Source organism: Enterococcus canis NBRC 100695, from assembly GCF_001544375.1.
In the GTDB taxonomy this organism is placed as follows: Bacteria; Bacillota; Bacilli; order Lactobacillales; family Enterococcaceae; genus Enterococcus_H; species Enterococcus_H canis.
The window spans coordinates 50,836-67,961 of the sequence record NZ_BCQJ01000012.1 but is presented as its reverse complement, the minus strand read 5'-3'; the positions used below and the strand labels follow the sequence as shown (position 1 = coordinate 67,961).

General features: G+C 43.0%; 17 protein-coding genes. 15 read left to right on the top strand and 2 right to left on the bottom strand.

The window, feature by feature from the left end:
* On the top strand, positions 1-206 hold a 206-nt coding region (locus ECA01S_RS14465), incomplete at its 5' end, for a hypothetical protein (protein ID WP_217994739.1).
* Between the two features lie 185 nt (positions 207-391).
* Positions 392-1,918 carry an ABC-F family ATP-binding cassette domain-containing protein gene (locus tag ECA01S_RS12605; RefSeq protein WP_067396178.1) on the top strand — a complete coding sequence of 509 codons (1,527 nt, stop codon included), beginning with the start codon at positions 392-394 and terminating at the stop codon, positions 1,916-1,918.
* 74 nt (positions 1,919-1,992) lie between these two features.
* Here ECA01S_RS12605 and ECA01S_RS12600 read toward each other — a convergent pair whose 3' ends face one another.
* Positions 1,993-3,231 (bottom strand): aminopeptidase, encoded by a 1,239-nt coding sequence (locus tag ECA01S_RS12600; RefSeq protein WP_067396176.1) that lies wholly within the window; start codon positions 3,229-3,231, stop codon positions 1,993-1,995.
* 253 nt (positions 3,232-3,484) lie between these two features.
* On the opposite strand from ECA01S_RS12600, the gene ECA01S_RS12595 reads away from it, so the two are divergent.
* Positions 3,485-4,054 carry a TetR/AcrR family transcriptional regulator gene (locus tag ECA01S_RS12595; protein WP_067396175.1) on the top strand — a complete coding sequence of 190 codons (570 nt, stop codon included), beginning with the start codon at positions 3,485-3,487 and terminating at the stop codon, positions 4,052-4,054.
* Between the two features lie 100 nt (positions 4,055-4,154).
* Here the strand turns inward: ECA01S_RS12595 and ECA01S_RS12590 are convergent, their stop codons facing one another.
* Entirely contained in the window at positions 4,155-4,598 is a 444-nt protein-coding gene (locus ECA01S_RS12590) for a flavodoxin (RefSeq protein WP_067396172.1), read from the bottom strand.
* Between the two features lie 149 nt (positions 4,599-4,747).
* Here ECA01S_RS12590 and map point away from each other — a divergent pair, with 149 nt between their 5' ends.
* From map to ECA01S_RS12530, 12 genes are all read left to right on the top strand, one after another.
* Complete coding sequence (gene map, locus ECA01S_RS12585; protein ID WP_067396169.1) at positions 4,748-5,512, top strand: type I methionyl aminopeptidase; 765 nt, start codon at positions 4,748-4,750, stop codon at positions 5,510-5,512.
* Between the two features lie 12 nt (positions 5,513-5,524).
* Positions 5,525-6,445, top strand: a complete 921-nt coding sequence (locus ECA01S_RS12580) for a YihY/virulence factor BrkB family protein (RefSeq protein WP_067396167.1) — start codon at positions 5,525-5,527, stop codon at positions 6,443-6,445.
* 57 nt (positions 6,446-6,502) lie between these two features.
* On the top strand, positions 6,503-7,612 hold the full coding sequence (locus tag ECA01S_RS12575) for a glycosyltransferase family 4 protein (RefSeq protein WP_067396165.1): 1,110 nt from the start codon (positions 6,503-6,505) through the stop codon (positions 7,610-7,612).
* Positions 7,613-7,670: 58 nt separating this feature from the next.
* A complete protein-coding gene (wecB, locus tag ECA01S_RS12570; protein WP_067396162.1) occupies positions 7,671-8,798 on the top strand; it encodes a non-hydrolyzing UDP-N-acetylglucosamine 2-epimerase in 1,128 nt (375 codons plus the stop codon).
* A 101-nt stretch (positions 8,799-8,899) separates the two neighbouring features.
* A complete protein-coding gene (gene mltG, locus ECA01S_RS12565; RefSeq protein ID WP_067396159.1) occupies positions 8,900-10,315 on the top strand; it encodes an endolytic transglycosylase MltG in 1,416 nt (471 codons plus the stop codon).
* Between the two features lie 132 nt (positions 10,316-10,447).
* Positions 10,448-10,921, top strand: a complete 474-nt coding sequence (gene greA, locus ECA01S_RS12560) for a transcription elongation factor GreA (protein ID WP_067396156.1) — start codon at positions 10,448-10,450, stop codon at positions 10,919-10,921.
* 183 nt (positions 10,922-11,104) lie between these two features.
* Positions 11,105-11,836, top strand: a complete 732-nt coding sequence (gene liaF, locus ECA01S_RS12555) for a cell wall-active antibiotics response protein LiaF (RefSeq protein WP_067396154.1) — start codon at positions 11,105-11,107, stop codon at positions 11,834-11,836.
* The gene (locus tag ECA01S_RS12550; protein ID WP_067396148.1) at positions 11,833-12,915 is read left to right on the top strand and encodes a sensor histidine kinase; all 1,083 of its coding nucleotides are present in this window, start codon (positions 11,833-11,835) and stop codon (positions 12,913-12,915) included. Before liaF ends, ECA01S_RS12550 begins: the two co-directional genes overlap by 4 nt.
* Entirely contained in the window at positions 12,908-13,540 is a 633-nt protein-coding gene (locus ECA01S_RS12545; RefSeq protein WP_067396145.1) for a response regulator transcription factor, read from the top strand. The genes ECA01S_RS12550 and ECA01S_RS12545 overlap by 8 nt, the downstream gene beginning before the upstream one ends.
* Positions 13,541-13,649: 109 nt before the next feature.
* Positions 13,650-14,315: a potassium channel family protein gene (locus ECA01S_RS12540; protein WP_067396141.1), complete on the top strand. Its 666-nt coding sequence runs from the start codon at positions 13,650-13,652 to the stop codon at positions 14,313-14,315.
* Between the two features lie 98 nt (positions 14,316-14,413).
* Positions 14,414-14,725 carry a HesB/YadR/YfhF family protein gene (locus ECA01S_RS12535; RefSeq protein ID WP_067396138.1) on the top strand — a complete coding sequence of 104 codons (312 nt, stop codon included), beginning with the start codon at positions 14,414-14,416 and terminating at the stop codon, positions 14,723-14,725.
* A gap of 16 nt (positions 14,726-14,741) precedes the next feature.
* The gene (locus ECA01S_RS12530; protein WP_067396135.1) at positions 14,742-17,108 is read left to right on the top strand and encodes a phosphoketolase family protein; all 2,367 of its coding nucleotides are present in this window, start codon (positions 14,742-14,744) and stop codon (positions 17,106-17,108) included.
* Positions 17,109-17,126: the final 18 nt, after the last annotated feature.

Here is a 17,126-nt window from a genome sequence, read left to right as displayed (position 1 = left end):
CAGAACCGATCATTATTGATCGGTTTTTTTCTTTATTCCAGATCGCTTTGGCGAAGAGGAGAGTATTAGTATGTGGCAGCATTATTATTTCAAATTTGTCAGAACAGTCGCTCTTAACAATGGAATCAGATGAAGCATTGGTAAGAGCTGACGATCAAGGATCGTTTCTTCATCGAAAACGGGGTTTATTTAGCATGCCTAAATAAACCGGTTTTCGATAGCTGTGGACTTATGCTTAAGTCCGCAGCTTTTTTTTATCTAATTCATCTAAAATTCATTGATTTAAGCAAGTGTGATAGATAAGTGAAGTAATGGCGCTTTTTTCGATGGTATAGTTAAAAAAGTTCTGCCGTTACCTTGAGTAGTAGTTCAAATAAGAAAGGAAAGAAAAATGTTAAGTTTAGTGAATATTACCCAACAATTTGGGGATAAAGTATTATATGAGGATGTTAGTGTACAGATTAATCGAGGGGAACATGTGGGACTGATTGGTCGAAATGGAGCAGGTAAAAGTACGTTGATCAAGATTATTACTGGAGAGTTATTACCAGATGACGGTTATGTGAATTTTCCTAAGAATCTAAAGATGGGCTATTTAGATCAATATGTACAGGTGGATGATACGCAAACGATTCGGACGTTTTTACAGACGGCTTTTGCGGATGAATTTGCGAAAGAGGCTCGTATCAATGAGCTGTATGCCCAATATGCAGAGACTTATGATGACAATCTGCTAACTAGCGCGGGGGAATTGCAAAATCAATTAGATCAAGGAGAATTCTACCAGATGGATACTTTGATCAATGATTTAGCTGAAGGCTTGGGAATCGCTGTTCTAGGGATGGAAAGCCCTTTGAAACAGCTTAGCGGTGGTCAGCGTTCAAAGCTGATTTTAGCCAAAATGCTGTTAGAAAAACCCGACATGTTGATTTTGGATGAACCAACTAACCATTTAGATGATGAGCATATTAAATGGTTAGTTCAATATTTGCAACAATTTGATGGAACCTATCTAGTTGTCTCTCATGATCGCCAGTTTTTGAATCAAATCACCACACAGATCATTGATATCGAGTTTGGTAAACTCACGAAGTACAATGGCAATTTGGAAAAATCATTGAAGTTGAAAGAACTCCAAAACGAAAGTTATATGAAGCAATATGAGGCGCAACAGGACCACATCAAAAAGACAGAAGCCTATATTCGGAAATATAAAGCTGGTTCCCGGTCCACAATGGCCAAAAGTCGTGAAAAGCAATTAGCCAAAATCGATCGACTAACGCCTCCTGCTGATACGCCCAAACCGCATTTGAATTTTCCTATAGCGCCTATCGTGACGACTTTAGCGCTAGAAACAGATCATTTAGTGATTGGGTACCAAACTGCACTGTTAGCGCCCATTAACTTAACGATTCGTTATGGTGAAAAGGTTGCGATTCGTGGTTTCAACGGTATTGGGAAGTCTACGCTGATTAAAACACTTTTAGGCGAAATTCCGGCTTTAGAAGGCACCTTCCACTTTCCGCAACACACAAAGATCAATTATTTCTCACAAGAATTAGACTGGGAATACCCCTTGCAAACACCGCTGCAATACCTAGGTGATCGTTATCCTAAAGCTAATACGAAGGAGCTGCGCCGTCAACTTTCACGGGCGGGGCTACCTGCGACTTTAGCGCAAGAAGAGTTGAAATTACTAAGTGGGGGCGAACAAACCAAGGTGAAATTGGCAGAGATGACCCTAAAGAAGAGCAATTTCTTGATCTTGGATGAACCCACCAATCATATCGACCAAGATACGAAGGAAAACTTGCGAGACACTTTAGCCGTTTTTGCCGGCACCGTTATTGTAGTATCCCACGAAGCTGAGTTTTATGAAGACTTTGTTGACCGGGTCATTGAACTAGATGCTAAATAAAAATAAACGCCTCGAATCATTTGATTCGAGGCGTTTTAAATTTGTTTTGAATTTGTTTTGAATTTGTTTTAGCTTTAAGCCCAATCGCCTTTGCGGAAGATTGGTACTCGGCTGCCGTCTTCGCGGATTCCGTCGATATCCATTTGGTCTGAACCAACCATAAAGTCAACGTGAGTCTGACTGCGGTTTAAGCCAGCTGCTGCTAATTCTTCATCCGTCATTTCAGTTCCGCCTTGGATGCTAAAAGCATAAGCGGAGCCTAATGCTAAGTGATTAGAAGCATTTTCGTCAAATAAGGTATTGTAGAAGGTGATACCAGACTGAGAAATTGGAGATGGATCTGGAACCAAAGCGACTTCACCAAGATGTTTGGCGCCTTCATCAGTATCCAGTAATTTTGCTAAAACTTCTTCCCCTTGCTCAGCAGAGAAGTCAACGACTTTCCCGTCTTTGAAAGTGAATTTCATACCAGTCAAAGTGTTTCCAGCGTAGCTCAATGGTTTGGTGCTAGAAATATACCCATCTACACGGCGGCTATCTGGCGCGGTAAAGACTTCTTCTGTCGGCATATTGGCCATAAATTTTTCACCGCGAGCGTTGAAGCTGCCGGCACCTTCCCAAAGATGGTTTTTCGGTAAACCAATCACTAGGTCCGTTCCTGGTGCAGTATAATGTAACGCACTAAATTGTTCTTTGTTTAATTCAGCGGCTTTGTTAGCCAAGGTTTCATCATGAGCTTTCCAAGCTGCTACTGGATCAGCGCTATAGATCCGAGTTGTTTTGAAGATTTCATCCCATAAAGCGTCGACTTGTTCTTCAGACGTTTTTAAATCAGGGAAAACTTTGGCAGCCCAGGCAGGTCCAGCCGCTGCAACGACTGTCCAGCTGACTTTATTCGCTTGGGTCGCTTTGCGTAAATTCATCATAGCTTTACCGCTGGCTGATTGGTAAGCCGCTACCCGGTCGGTATCGACACCAGCTAAAGCATCAGGGTTAGAGGAGACCACACTAATGCGGCTAGCCCCTTTTGCGACCCAATCATCACTTTGATCCACTTTGTATTGTGGAATGTCAGTAATGCGGTCTTCCGCTGCGTGAGTCAGAAATTCTTTTTGAACTACATCATCGGTCCATTGTACTTGGACTTCAGCCGCACCTAAGCGGTAGGCTTCCGCAACAATCAACCGAGCCAAAGGTGCTTGGTCAACGGCAATCTGTAAAACAACGGTGTGGCCGTTTTCAACGTTCACGCCAACTTCCGCGATTAAACGAGCATATTTTTCTAAATCTTCTTGAAAATTAGGTAATACCATCCAAAATTCCTCCTTCAATCAATTAAAATAACCATAAATATGATAACATGAATGGATGAGAGTGACAAACGATAAAAACTCTTAAAAAATATCACATATAATTTTAATGTTATAATCGAGGCTTGATATGTAAACGCATAAAGAGACAAAAGAAAAATTGGAGAACATATTTTGCGAATTTAAAAAAACGTGTTACAATAACTATAAATAGAAATTTGAAAGCGTTCATTCGTTAACAGAAGGGAAGAGTACGATGGCTAGACGAAAAACTATTACAAGAGATCAGATTTTAAATGCAGCTTATGACGTAGTAGCGACTGAAGGATTTTCACGGTTTACTGCGCGAAATATCGCCAGCAAAATGAAATGTTCGACACAACCAATCTATTTAGAATTTAAAAATATGGATGACCTAAAGGAAGCGTTGTTCGATAAAATCCATACATATTTGGCAACTGATGTGTTCCCAGTACCACATACTGGCCGGACGATCATTGACTTAGCGTTGAACTATATCCACTTTGCCAAACGTGAAAATAAATTGTATCGTGCCTTGTATTTGGAAGAATACGGTGGCGGACAACGGATGCAGGAATTTTCTTACCATCTGTTTACAGATGCGGTGAAGAAAGACCCTGAATTCAAGGATTTGACCGAAGAACAAATCGAATCACTCCACATGGGTACTTGGATTGTAGCAACCGGAATCGCCTCTCTAATGTCATCTGGTATTATCCACCCAACGGATGAACAAATTGAAGTCTTGATTAATGATTCTATCCATTCAATCTTGAACCGTGAATTAACGATTGCAATCGACTAAAGAACGAATATCTAAAAAATCAATCAAAAAATCGACCAGCTGCTAAAAACAGTTGGTCGATTTTTTTGACTAATTTTGTTGGTTTGCTAGAAGTAGCAAACTACTCAGCAGCTGCAGCTAGTTTTTTAGCGAAGGCTTCCAAGTTTTCGATATCTTCTTCTTCGGCTGCTAGGTCGACTTTGACGCTTTCAGCACCTTTAGTAGCACCGATTTTGGCAAAGACGGCGTCGAAATCATCGACGGATTTACAGAATTCATCATAGAATGTATCGCCAGAGCCGCATACTCCGTAGATTTTGCCTGCTAGGTTTAGTTCTTGTAAGTCTTCGTAAAAATCAACGATTTCATCTGGTAATTCACCGTCGCCGTATGTGTAAGTCGCAACGACACAGATGTCAGCATCCTCAAAGTCTTCTGCTTCAACTTGTGTACACTCATTGATTTCAACTTCTAAATCTAGATTTTCAAATGCTTCTGCAACGATATCCGCGATTTCTTCTGTGTTTCCAGTTAAACTCGCATATACGATTTTTGCTAATGTCATTTTTATGCCTCCTGAAAGATGGTTACGGACTAAATTATAACAGACCCTCAAAGTGAAGAAAAGCTGTTTGTGAATTTCGCTAACACTTGATTTGTAAGGAGTTAGCCATTTGTGCTAAAATAGAAAGGATTCAGGAGGAGAAGAAGAACATGATCACATTAAAATCACCAAGAGAAATTGAAATGATGGATGAATCAGGCGAATTATTAGCAGATGTCCATCGTCATTTACGCGACTTTATCAAACCAGGTATCACTGGCTGGGACATTGAGGTGTTCGTCCGTGACTTTATCGAGAGCCATGGCGGCGTTGCGGCGCAGATTGGCTTTGAAGGCTATAAATATGCAACTTGTATCAGTGTGAACGACGAAATCTGTCACGGCTTTCCCCGCAAGGAAGTGTTGAAAAAGGGCGATGTCGTAAAAGTTGATATGTGTATCGACTTGAAAGGCGCTATGTCAGATTCTTGCTGGGCTTATGTAGTTGGCGAAGCCACACCAGAAGTGGCAAAATTGATGGAAGTGACCCGCAATGCTTTATACAAAGGTATCGAGCAAGCACAAGTTGGTAATCGTATTGGGGACATTGGCCATGCCATCCAAACTTATGTTGAGGGTGAAGGGTACGGCGTTGTTCGCGACTTTATCGGTCACGGCATTGGCCCTACAATCCATGAAGCACCGGCTGTACCCCATTACGGTGAAGCAGGTAAAGGCCTACGCTTGAAAGAGGGTATGGTCATCACAATTGAACCAATGGTGAACACCGGCACTTGGCGTATGAAGATGGATCCTAACGGTTGGACTGCATATACCTTAGATGGTGGCTTGAGCTGTCAGTTTGAACATACAATCGCCATTACAAAAGAAGGTCCACAAATTTTGACTTCACAAGGGGAAGAAGGCACTTATTAGAAGGAGTAGGGTATGGGATTATTGGACAAGGTAAAGAAAAACGAAAACTTGATGCGGTTTATTGAAACTACGCAAAAGCGGATCGTGGAATCCGAGATGGGCAATACTTCCATCGTTGTCGCTTATTATTTGCTGTTGTCCTTGTTTCCGCTCTTGATTGCGGTAGGTAATATTTTACCTTATCTGCAAATTGATCCCAATGAGGTGCTGCCTTACGTTCAGGAAATTATGCCGGAGTCGATTTATGATACGCTGAGTGGTGCGATATCAGACTTGTTGACACAAAGCTCTGGCGGGCTCCTGTCGATTTCCGCCCTGGCGGCGTTGTGGAGTGCTAGTCAGAGTATTAACGCCTTGCAGATTGCCATGAACAAAGCCTATGGTGTTGAGTCTCGTGGTAATTTCATTGTCGTGCGTTTAATGAGCTTGGTGGTCATTGTCTTGTTTTTGATTGCTTTGGTTGGCGTAGTGGGCATTCTAGGCGTTGGCCAAAATATTTTAGATGCCTTGCAACCAATTCTAGGCTTTTCCGGCAATTTGATTGATACCTTTGAGTCCTTGAAATGGCCTTTAACAGCGCTGGGCTTGTTTATTGTTATGATGCTGATTTATTTGATTGTGCCCAATGCGAAGGTCCGTTTAAAAGACATCTTACCAGGAGCAGTTTTCGCAACGATTGGCTGGTTATTACTGTCGCAGGTCTTTGGTATCTATACGAAATTTTTTACGGCTAAGGTAGCAGGCTATCAAATCATCGGCGGGTTTATTATTCTGATGTTTTGGTTAAATTTTGCCGCGACGATTCTGATTTTAGGCGGAATCATCAACGCCGTAGTCCAAGAGTATACCAGTGGACACGAAGCGGTGGAACGCGTCTCCTTGATTGCACGTTTTTTAACAAAACTGAAACAGAAGTTTAATAGACAGAAATAAACCTTCTCGAAATTCTTGCTATAATGTAAGAGATTGAGCTTGAAAGTAGGGAATCAGATGTCATTTGCATTTGAATTTATTGTAAAATTATTTATCACTATGATTATCGCCATGATCTTGACTCCGTTGATCAAACTGCTGGCTTTTAAAATCGGAGCAGCCGACCAGCCGGGAGAGCGACGCATCAATAAAAAAACGATGCCGACGGCGGGTGGCTTAGCTATTTACTTGGCTTTTTGTTTTGCGGTGCTTTATTTGTTCCGCGACGTAATCAGTTATGATTACAGCGTCCCAATTTTGGCGGGAGCAACGGTGGTGATTCTCACCGGGTTGATCGATGATATTTGGGAGCTCAAGCCCTTGCAAAAGACACTGGGCATCACATTAGCAGCTTTAGTCGTCTATTTTTGGGCTGAGATTCGCATTGCCACGATCTCCATCCCCTTTATTGGTAAAGTTGATTTAGGCTGGTGGGGTTTACCAATCACGATTATTTGGATATTAGCCATCACGAATGCGGTTAATTTGATTGATGGTCTGGATGGACTAGCTTCTGGGGTTTCGATTATTGCCCTATCAACGATTGGCATTATTGCTTACTTCTTTTTGAAGGAGCAGGGCGTGATTATTTCCATCATGATTTTTGCTTTAGTTGCCTCAATTATCGGGTTCTTTCCTTTCAATTTTTATCCCGCTACGATTTATCTGGGGGATACGGGGGCTTTGTTTTTAGGCTTTATGATTGCGGTCTTTTCCCTTCAAGGGTTAAAGAACGCGACCTTTATCACCGTGATCACACCGATGTTTATCTTAGGTGTACCTATCACAGACACCGTTTTTGCGATGATTCGCCGCTACATTAACAAGCAGCCAATCTCATCTGCGGATAAGATGCACTTACATCACCGCTTATTATCGCTTGGCTTTACTCACCGGGGAGCCGTGTTGACAATCTACGCCTTAGCCCTTGTTTTCTCATTTATCGCACTACTGATGAATTATGCCAGTACATGGGCCATCATCTTGTTGATTCTATCGACGACGATTGGTTTGGAGCTGTTTATTGAATTGATTGGGCTGGTGGGAGAAGACCGGCAGCCGTTGATGTTTTTACTGAAGTTTTTAGGAAATCGTGATTTCCGCCATAAAGTAATGAAGAAGAAATAATGAAAAAGCTGGGGCAGATTGTCACAGCTTTTTTTGACAAAAGACAGGAGGAACTCAAATGACGATAAAAGTGATGTCGGTGTTTGGTACGCGCCCAGAAGCAATCAAAATGGCCCCTTTGGTAAAGGCGCTAGAAAAAGATGAACGTTTTGAAAGCATCGTGGCAGTTACCGCACAGCATCGAGAAATGTTGGATCAAGTATTGACGGATTTTGCGATTGTGCCCGATTATGATTTGAATATCATGCAGCCAGGACAAACGCTAGCGGATATCACCAGTCGCGTCTTAACGCAACTAGGCGCTGTGATTACCGCGGATAAGCCGGATGTTTTGCTGGTACATGGCGACACCACCACGACCTTTTCAGCAGCACTGGCGGCCTTTTATCAACAGGTAAAAATTGGGCATGTTGAGGCGGGCTTACGGACATGGCAGCTGTATGATCCTTTTCCAGAGGAAGCGAACCGCCAACTGACTGATGTGCTAGCTGATTTTTATTTTGCGCCCACTACCTTGAGTAAAGAAAATCTCCTAAAAGAGCATCATCCAGCTGAACATATCTATATTACAGGGAATACGGCGATTGACGCCATGAGCTATACGTTAACAGATGAGTACCAGCATCCCCTGTTAGCCCATTTAACGGAACCAACGATTTTAGTCACGATGCACCGCCGAGAGAATCTAGGCGAACCAATGGCCCACGTTTTTGCGGCTTTACGTCGTCTTGCTAGTGAACAACGAGCCAGCATTATCTTTCCTATGCATAAAAATCCGCGGGTGCGGGAAGTCGCCCAAAAATATTTAGGGGACTTGGCAAATGTCCATTTGATCGAGCCGCTAGAAGCGAAGGATTTTCAAAATATCGCCTCACGAGTGACGATGATTATGACGGATTCTGGTGGCGTACAGGAAGAAGCACCTTCATTAGGAGTACCGGTATTGGTTTTACGGAAGACGACGGAGCGTCCTGAAGGAGTCGCGGCTGGCACGTTGCGTCTGGTGGGAACCGACACCGAGACTGTGTACCAAGAGGCTAAAAGATTACTAACTGATGAAGCGGCCTATCAAGCGATGGTCCAAGCGCGGAATCCTTATGGCGATGGCCACGCCAGTGAACGAATCTTAGCCGCTTTGGCGTACGAATTTGGTCAGACCACCACACCACCAGCAGATTTTTCTTAAAAAAACGCAAAGTGATAAGACTTTTAGGGAAAATTATTCAATTTTGAGTCTCTATCATGTATAATGGTTGGAGTTATGAGAAGTAGCAAGGAGGATTTATTTTGGCAAACGATAACCAAGATAACCAACATTCGGAAGAATCCTTGCGGGATAAGGTCTTACGTTCCTTGAAACAACCAGACGAGGAACAAAAGTCGGCAACGCCAGAAACACCGGCTGAAGAGACCCAGCAACCGCCACTTTCGGAGCCAACTGAAGAAACTTTTTCTAGAAGAAGTTATCAAAACAGTCAAAAAACCAAAGAACCTAAAGAACCAGAAACACCAATTGAACCACTATCAGAATCAGAAGAGGAAACAGAGATGCCAGCTACCGGAGGAAGACGGGACTTAAAAAATAACCGTCAAAAAGAAGACCGTATTGTGACGCGAATTGTACTGATCGTCGTCACCGTCTTAATTGTAATCGCCGGGGTCTTAGGCTTTTCAGTTTATCGCTACGTAACTTCTAGTCTGGAGCCGTTAGATCCTAAAAACGATGCAACGGTCCAAGTCGAGATTCCAATTGGTTCATCCAATAAACAAATTGGGAACATCTTAGAGGAAGACAAAGTCATTAAAAGCGGCTTGATTTTCAACTATTATGCGAAGTTCAAAAACTGGAGCGGGTTCCAAGCCGGCTATTATAATCTGGCAGCAGATATGACCCTAGATGATATTGCCGCTAAACTCCAAGAAGGCGGAACCGCAGAACCGCAAGCACCAGTTTCTGGTAAGGTTACTATCCCCGAAGGTTTAGCCATTGAGGATGTTGCCAATAGTATTACGGTTAACCAGATTGATGATAAGAAGGAAAAAACACCGTTCAAAAAGGATGATTTTATTGCCTTGATGAAAGATGATACTTTCTTTGATAAGATGCTGGAAAAATACCCAACGCTGTTAGATAGCGCCTCAAAAGCCAGTGGCGTTCGTTACCGTTTAGAAGGCTACTTGTTCCCAGCTACTTATGAGTACAATGAGACGACTACGGTGGAAAGTCTAGCCGAACAAATGGTGAAGGCGATGGATGATAACCTGAAACCTTATTATGATCAAATTAAGGAAAAAGATTTAACAATCCAACAAGTGCTGACACTTGCCTCGTTAGTCGAACGAGAAGGCGTCACAGAAGGCGACCGCCGCAATATTGCGCAAGTCTTCTTTAACCGCTTAGCGATTGATATGCCTCTACAATCAGATATTTCTGTGCTGTATGCTTTAGGCGAGCATAAGGAGCTTTTAACTATCGAAGATACAATGGTAGATTCGCCTTATAACTTGTATCAAAATCCTGGCTATGGTCCGGGACCTTTTGACAATCCAAGCCTACAATCGATTCAAGCAGTCTTGAATCCAGAAAAGAATGATTACCTCTACTTTGTAGCAGATATTGATACCGGTAAAGTCTATTATGCGGAAACCTATGAAGAACATCAGGTGCTCGTTGATAAATATGTCAATAGCCGCAACCAGTGAGAAATCCCTTAGGGGGTTTCTTCTTTTTCGAGTACTGGCTTACTTAGCAAAACTTTCAAATAATCGTTTACTTTTTTTTGAAAGCGTGCTAATCTTTGTATCATTGATTTAGTTAATGAAGGAGTTTTAATTATGGTAGAAAAAGTATATCCAATGACCCTAGAAGGAAAAGCGAAATTAGAACAAGAATTAGAAGAACTAAAAACCGTTAAACGCGGCGAAATCATTGAACGTATCAAGATTGCTCGCAGCTTTGGTGACCTTTCTGAAAACTCAGAATATGAGTCAGCGAAAGATGAACAAGCCTTTGTCGAAGGCCGTATCACAACTTTAGAAAACATGATTCGTTTTGCACAAATCATTGATAACAATGGCATTGATGCAGATGAAGTTTCTTTAGGTAAGACAGTAGTCTTCAAAGAACTACCAGACGAAGAGGAAGAACAATATACCATCGTGGGAAGTGCAGAAGCTGACCCATTTTCAGGTAAAATCTCCAATGATTCTCCAATTGCAAAAGCCTTAATCGGTAAACGCGTTGGCGATGAAGTGGTTATCGCAACACCTGGCGGCGATATGAACGTAAAAATCACCGAAGTAAAATAAAAGGATCCCAATAGGCCGACAGCTGCCGGTGACGGAGCTGTTATGAAAGGATGACGCGACAAGTTCAATAGGTCGCGCCATCCTTTTCCATATTTCGGTCTCAAGTCCCATAGCCGGATAAGACTTTTGCGGCTACTATGAAAGATAGAGATACGTTATACTGAAACGAGAGGAGGAATAAAGATGAACAATCCCTGGCGTTTTTTTATTATCATTGAGAGTCTGCTGGCCATTTTTGGCTTATGGCAGTTGATCCATAATCCACCTTTATTGATCATTTTGGTCTTTGGTGTGATGAATTTGCTTTACGTCGCTAAGAAGGTCCACCGTACCTCCTTTAATCAATTTCAATTTATCCTAGGCTTAATTGCCATTTTAGTGGGGTTGCTAAGTAGTCCAGCAGTTTGGGCCATGATTGTCTTTGCGGTTTTATTTGTCGGCTTAAAAGGGGTGGAAGTTTCAGGTGTACCATTATTTGAGCATGCTCCTTGGAATCGCAAAAAAATGGTGATGGTAGAAACGACTAATCATAGTCCTAAGGGGGGCAAACGGTACAAACGCCCTTGGTTTGCCAATGAACGGATTGGCACCAATATTTACGAATGGGACGACATCAATATCAATTTGCTAAGCGGGGACACAATCATTGATTTAGGTAATACTTTGCTACCAAAGCAGGATAGCGTGATTATGATCCGAAAAGGCTTTGGCCGAACTCGGGTGTTAGTTCCAACAGGCGTGGCAATTTCGTTAGAACACTCAACCTTCTTAGGATCCGTTGGGTTTGATGATGAACGTTACCAGCTGCGGAATGAGTCTTTGCGGCTTTATAGTAATGATTATGATACCAACCCGCGTCGGTTACGTTTGGTAACGAACGCGCTGATTGGTGATTTAGAGGTGATCCGTGTATGATAGGACGAATCTCACGACAGATGCTGTCGATCTACGCGGCTGTGATCACCTTTTTAGTCGTTCTGGGGACATTATTTACCTACTTTTATTACCGTAACCAAAAAGAATGGTTTATGGAGCTAATTCGGGCGCGCATTTTTCATATGCCGCTGTTAGTGCATATTTTTGTGATTTCGCTGGTAGTGGGATTGTTGACCTTTGTCTTTATCTCGCTAGTTCAGAAGGCCCAATATGGTCGAATCGAAGAGAAGCTGCGGCTACTCGCTAGTGGGAGTTATGAAAACAATCGCCTCACAAAGCCGGTTCCTCATGCGAAAAATGATCAATATATTGCAGATGTTGACCAGGATATCGCGGCAATCAGTGCTAAAATGCTGGAAATGTCTAAGGAACTACAAGTCTTGACCAGCCGACCACAATTGATGGAGGGCCAGACTAAGGAAGAAATCTTAGAAAATGAGCGTAAACGGTTGGCCCGCGAGCTACATGACTCAGTTAGCCAACAGTTGTTTGCGGCGATGATGATGTTATCAGCTTTAAATGAACAGGCGCAAAAAATTGAGATTTCAGATCCCTTTCGGAAACAACTGGCGATGATCGCCAACATCATCAATGCCTCTCAATCAGAAATGCGCGCCTTACTGCTGCATTTACGTCCTGTCAATTTAGAGGGCAAAAGTCTACGTAAAGGTATCGAGCAATTATTGAAGGAACTGGAAACTAAAATTCAAATTCGGCTAACTTGGGATGTGGAAGATGTTCACTTACCAGCTAGTATTGAAGATCATTTATTCCGAATCGTTCAGGAATTACTTTCCAACACCCTCCGACATGCCAAAGCAGAGGAGCTTGAGGTATACTTACATCAGATCGACCGAAATGTTTTACTACGGGTTGTGGATGATGGCGTTGGTTTTGATATGCAGGTGAATGAAAACAAGGCGGGAAGCTATGGCTTAAGTAATATTCGCGAGCGGGTCGCCGGCATGGGCGGCACCATCAAAATCATTAGCTTCAAAGGACAGGGAACCAGTGTGGAAATCAAAGTACCGGTGATTGAGGAGGAGAAGGATGATTAAAGTATTACTTGTAGACGATCATGAGATGGTACGCCTCGGCGTGTCTTCTTACTTATCGATCCAAGATGATATTGAAGTTGTAGGGGAAGCTGAAAATGGCCGAATCGGCTATGAAAAAGCCCTTGATTTGCGTCCAGATGTAATCTTGATGGATTTAGTGATGGACGAGATGGATGGCATTGAATCCACGAAAGCCATCTTGAAGGATTGGCCGCAAGCCAAGATTATTATTGTAACAAGTTTTATTGATGACGAAAAAGTCTATCCGGCCATCGAAGCGGGAGCGGCTGGTTATTTATTAAAAACTTCCAGTGCCAGTGAAATCGCGGATGCGATTCGCGCGACTTACCGCGGAGAACGAGTATTGGAGCCAGAAGTTACTAATAAGATGATGGAACGCTTGTCTAAAAAACATGAGCCCGTTTTACATGAAGACTTAACAAATCGGGAACGGGAGATTCTAATGCTGATTTCACAAGGAAAGAGCAATCAGGAAATTGCCGATGAGCTTTTCATTACCTTGAAAACAGTCAAAACCCATGTTTCCAATATCTTGTCGAAACTCGAGGTAGAAGATCGGACCCAGGCGGCGATTTATGCCTTTAAACATGGCTTAATCAAATAATAAGCGTATATTACTACCACCAATTGTAGGTTGCAGGTCATGAGAAGTTCTACTACTTCCTTCAGGTCTCTGCTATAATGGAGGTAGTAATTTTTTTAAGGAGAAAAAGATGAAACAAAATTTTGCAATTGTCGGTTTAGGCCGTTTTGGCGGAAGTGTCTGCCGCACGCTGATTGAACTGGGACAAGAAGTACTAGCCATCGACAGCAGTGAAGACCGTGTAAATGAATATATGAATATTGCGACCCACGCAGTCGTTGCCAATGCTCAAGATGAGATGACGCTCCGCTCTCTAGGAATTCGTAACTTTGACCATGTAGTAGTAGCGATTGGGGAAGATATCCAAGCCAGCATTTTGGTAACCCTTATGGTGAAAGAGATGGGCGTGCCTCATGTTTTAGCCAAAGCGCAAAATGAATACCATGCGCGCGTGCTAGAAAAAATCGGTGCGGACCGCGTTGTCCATCCAGAACGTGATATGGGGGCGCGGATTGCCCATAATCTAGTTTCAAAAAATATTTTGGATTATCTGGAGCTGTCGGACGACTTCTCATTAGCAGAGGTCAAAGTCTCCAACCGAAAATTCTTTGGTCGCACCTTGACTGATCTTAACTTCCGTCAACGCTTTAACTTAACGGTGGTGGCGATTCGTCGGGGCAAAGACAACGTGATTGTCTCGCCAGCAGCTGACGAAATGGTGGAAGAAAATGACAATCTTTTGGTGATTGGACGCACCGATGATGTCGATTTATTAGATGAAAAGATGAATGAGTAACCGCTAGAAATAAGCATATTCTCTAAGGGAATAGACGGCTTGTGCTACAATGACTGTAGGACGAACCGTCTATTTTTTGTTAGTGAGGAGTGCACAAGATGAAATTAACGATTACCCCAAAAGCACACGAATGGTTCAAAGAGGAAGTACAAGTTCAGCCTGGTAGTGGCGTGCGTTTTTACGGGAAAGTATATGGGAAAACGGCTGTTCACGAAGGCTTTTCCATGGGCATGTCGGTGGATACACCCGATGATGCCTTTATTGAGACCAAGATTGATGGCATCACTTATTTTATTGAACAAACAGATGACTGGTTTTTTAAAGGCTACGACCTGACAGTGGATTATGATCCGCAAAAGGATGAGCCTATTTATGAATTTACGAAGAACGAGGAAGACTTAAAGCAATAAGAGAGGAGCAAGACGGATGACAACGGATTTTTCTTCTAAAGAGTATTTAGACAAGGTGGACGCTTATTGGCGCGCTGCCAATTACATTTCAGTAGGACAATTGTATTTATTGGATAATCCCCTGCTGAAGGAACCCATCAAACCAGAGCATGTTAAAATCAAGGTTGTGGGTCACTGGGGCACAATTGCCGGACAAAACTTTATTTATGCGCATTTAAACCGAATCATCAACAAGTATGATTTGAACATGTTTTACATTGAAGGCCCGGGACACGGCGGACAAGTCATGGTATCGAATGCCTATTTGGATGGTAGTTATAGCGAAATCTATCCCAATGTCTCCCAAGATATTCCCGGCTTGAAACGGTTATACAAACAGTTTTCTTTCCCTGGTGGTATTTCTTCCCATGCGGCACCCGAAACTCCTGGGTCCATTCATGAAGGGGGCGAACTGGGCTATTCCTTGATGCATGGGGCAGGCGCGGTTTTAGATAATCCGGATTTGATTGCCGCTGTTGTAGTGGGTGATGGTGAATCAGAAACCGGTCCTTTGGCAACTTCTTGGGAACTGAATAAGTTTTTGAACCCTATTCATGATGGTGCCGTTTTACCGATTTTCCATCTGAATGGTTTTAAAATCGCCAACCCAACGCTGTTGTCCCGGATTCCTAATGAACAATTGACCAAATATTTTGAAGGCCTTGGCTGGGAACCTATTTTTGTTGAAGGCCATGATCCTGAAAAAATGCATCCAGCAATGGCGGCGGCACTGGATCAAGCAGTTGAAAAAATCCAAGCAATTCAAGAAAATGCCCGCAGTAAACAAGACGCGACACTACCAATTTGGCCTATGATTGTTTTCCGTTCCCCTAAAGGCTGGACTGGTCCAAAGATTTGGGACGGCGATCCAATCGAAGGTTCGTTCCGGGCCCACCAAGTGCCCATTCCGATTGACCGTGAACACATGGAGCATGCGGATCATTTAGTCAGCTGGATGAAGTCTTATCGTCCGGAAGAACTATTTACGGATGATGGACAATTAGTGGATGACATCAAAGCCATCTTGCCGCCAAAGGGCCGACGGATGGCGCAAAATCCAGTTACCAATGGGGGAAAAGTGTTAACACCTTTACGATTACCTGAAATCAACGAGTATGAAGTGGATACCCATGTCCGCGGCGGTGTCGAAGCTCAAGATATGACCGTGATGGGAGAATATATCAAAGATGTCTTGACGCTGAATGAAGCCAATCATAATTTCCGCATCTTTGGTCCCGATGAAACCTTGTCAAACCGCTTAAATCCCGTCTTTGAGGAAACGCGGAAACAATGGCTAGAAAAAATTGAGGAACCACAAGACCAATATTTAGCACCATCTGGCCGCGTGATTGACTCAATTCTCAGTGAACATATGGATGAAGGCTTGTTGGAAGGCTACGTCTTGACTGGTCGTCACGGCTTCTTCGCTAGTTATGAAGCTTTCTTGCGAGTGGTGGATTCCATGATTACGCAACATCAAAAATGGTTGAAGGTCACCAACGAATTACCTTGGCGAGAAAAACTGTCTTCCTTAAATCTAATTGCCTCGTCTATCGTCTGGCAACAAGACCACAATGGCTTTACGCACCAAGATCCCGGTATTTTAGGTCATTTAGCTGACAAACATCCGGACGTTATTAGTGAGTATTTAGCTTCTGATGCCAATACCTTGCTAGTGATTATGGAGAAAATGCTGAAAACCCGGCACAAGGTCAATTTAGTGGTAACCTCGAAACAACCAACACCGCAATGGTTTAGTTTGCAAGAAGCGCGGACCTTTGTGGAAAAAGGTGCTGGTTTAGTAGACTGGGCTTCAACAGGAGCAGGTGAACCTGATGTTGTGATAGCTGTCGCTGGACCAATCCAAGTATTAGAAGGACTAGCGGCTGTGCAACTATTACATGAACGCTTGCCAGAATTGAAGATCCGCTTTGTGAACGTGGTGGATATTTTGAAACTACGGACACCGGAAGAATATCCTGGTGGTATGACGGATGCTGAATTTGATGCGTTGTTTACTACCGATAAACCAGTGATTTTTGCCTTCCATGGTTATAAGGGACTACTGCAAAATCTCATTTATCGCCGGCGCAATCGCAATGTGACGATTCATGGCTATGAAGAGAATGGCGCTATTACCACGCCATTTGATATGCGGGTCATGAACCATCTGGATCGTTTCCACTTAGTGAAATCAGCCGTCTTGAGCTTGCCGCAAGCTAGCCAATACGCTGCCATTATCCAAGAGATGGATGAAAAGTTAGCCGAACATGAAGAATATACCCGTCGTGTGGGGACGGACCTGCCAGAAGTTGCTGATTGGCATTGGCAACCATTGCAATAGGAAATATGAATATGTAGC

Coding starts and splice junctions, on each gene's coding strand:
- ECA01S_RS12605 (WP_067396178.1), top strand. CDS start 392: ATGTTAAGTTTAGTGAATATTACCCAACAATTTGGGGATAAAGTATTA.
- ECA01S_RS12600 (WP_067396176.1), bottom strand. CDS start 3,231: ATGGTATTACCTAATTTTCAAGAAGATTTAGAAAAATATGCTCGTTTA.
- ECA01S_RS12595 (WP_067396175.1), top strand. CDS start 3,485: ATGGCTAGACGAAAAACTATTACAAGAGATCAGATTTTAAATGCAGCT.
- ECA01S_RS12590 (WP_067396172.1), bottom strand. CDS start 4,598: ATGACATTAGCAAAAATCGTATATGCGAGTTTAACTGGAAACACAGAA.
- map (WP_067396169.1), top strand. CDS start 4,748: ATGATCACATTAAAATCACCAAGAGAAATTGAAATGATGGATGAATCA.
- ECA01S_RS12580 (WP_067396167.1), top strand. CDS start 5,525: ATGGGATTATTGGACAAGGTAAAGAAAAACGAAAACTTGATGCGGTTT.
- ECA01S_RS12575 (WP_067396165.1), top strand. CDS start 6,503: ATGTCATTTGCATTTGAATTTATTGTAAAATTATTTATCACTATGATT.
- wecB (WP_067396162.1), top strand. CDS start 7,671: ATGACGATAAAAGTGATGTCGGTGTTTGGTACGCGCCCAGAAGCAATC.
- greA (WP_067396156.1), top strand. CDS start 10,448: ATGGTAGAAAAAGTATATCCAATGACCCTAGAAGGAAAAGCGAAATTA.
- liaF (WP_067396154.1), top strand. CDS start 11,105: ATGAACAATCCCTGGCGTTTTTTTATTATCATTGAGAGTCTGCTGGCC.
- ECA01S_RS12550 (WP_067396148.1), top strand. CDS start 11,833: ATGATAGGACGAATCTCACGACAGATGCTGTCGATCTACGCGGCTGTG.
- ECA01S_RS12545 (WP_067396145.1), top strand. CDS start 12,908: ATGATTAAAGTATTACTTGTAGACGATCATGAGATGGTACGCCTCGGC.
- ECA01S_RS12540 (WP_067396141.1), top strand. CDS start 13,650: ATGAAACAAAATTTTGCAATTGTCGGTTTAGGCCGTTTTGGCGGAAGT.
- ECA01S_RS12535 (WP_067396138.1), top strand. CDS start 14,414: ATGAAATTAACGATTACCCCAAAAGCACACGAATGGTTCAAAGAGGAA.
- ECA01S_RS12530 (WP_067396135.1), top strand. CDS start 14,742: ATGACAACGGATTTTTCTTCTAAAGAGTATTTAGACAAGGTGGACGCT.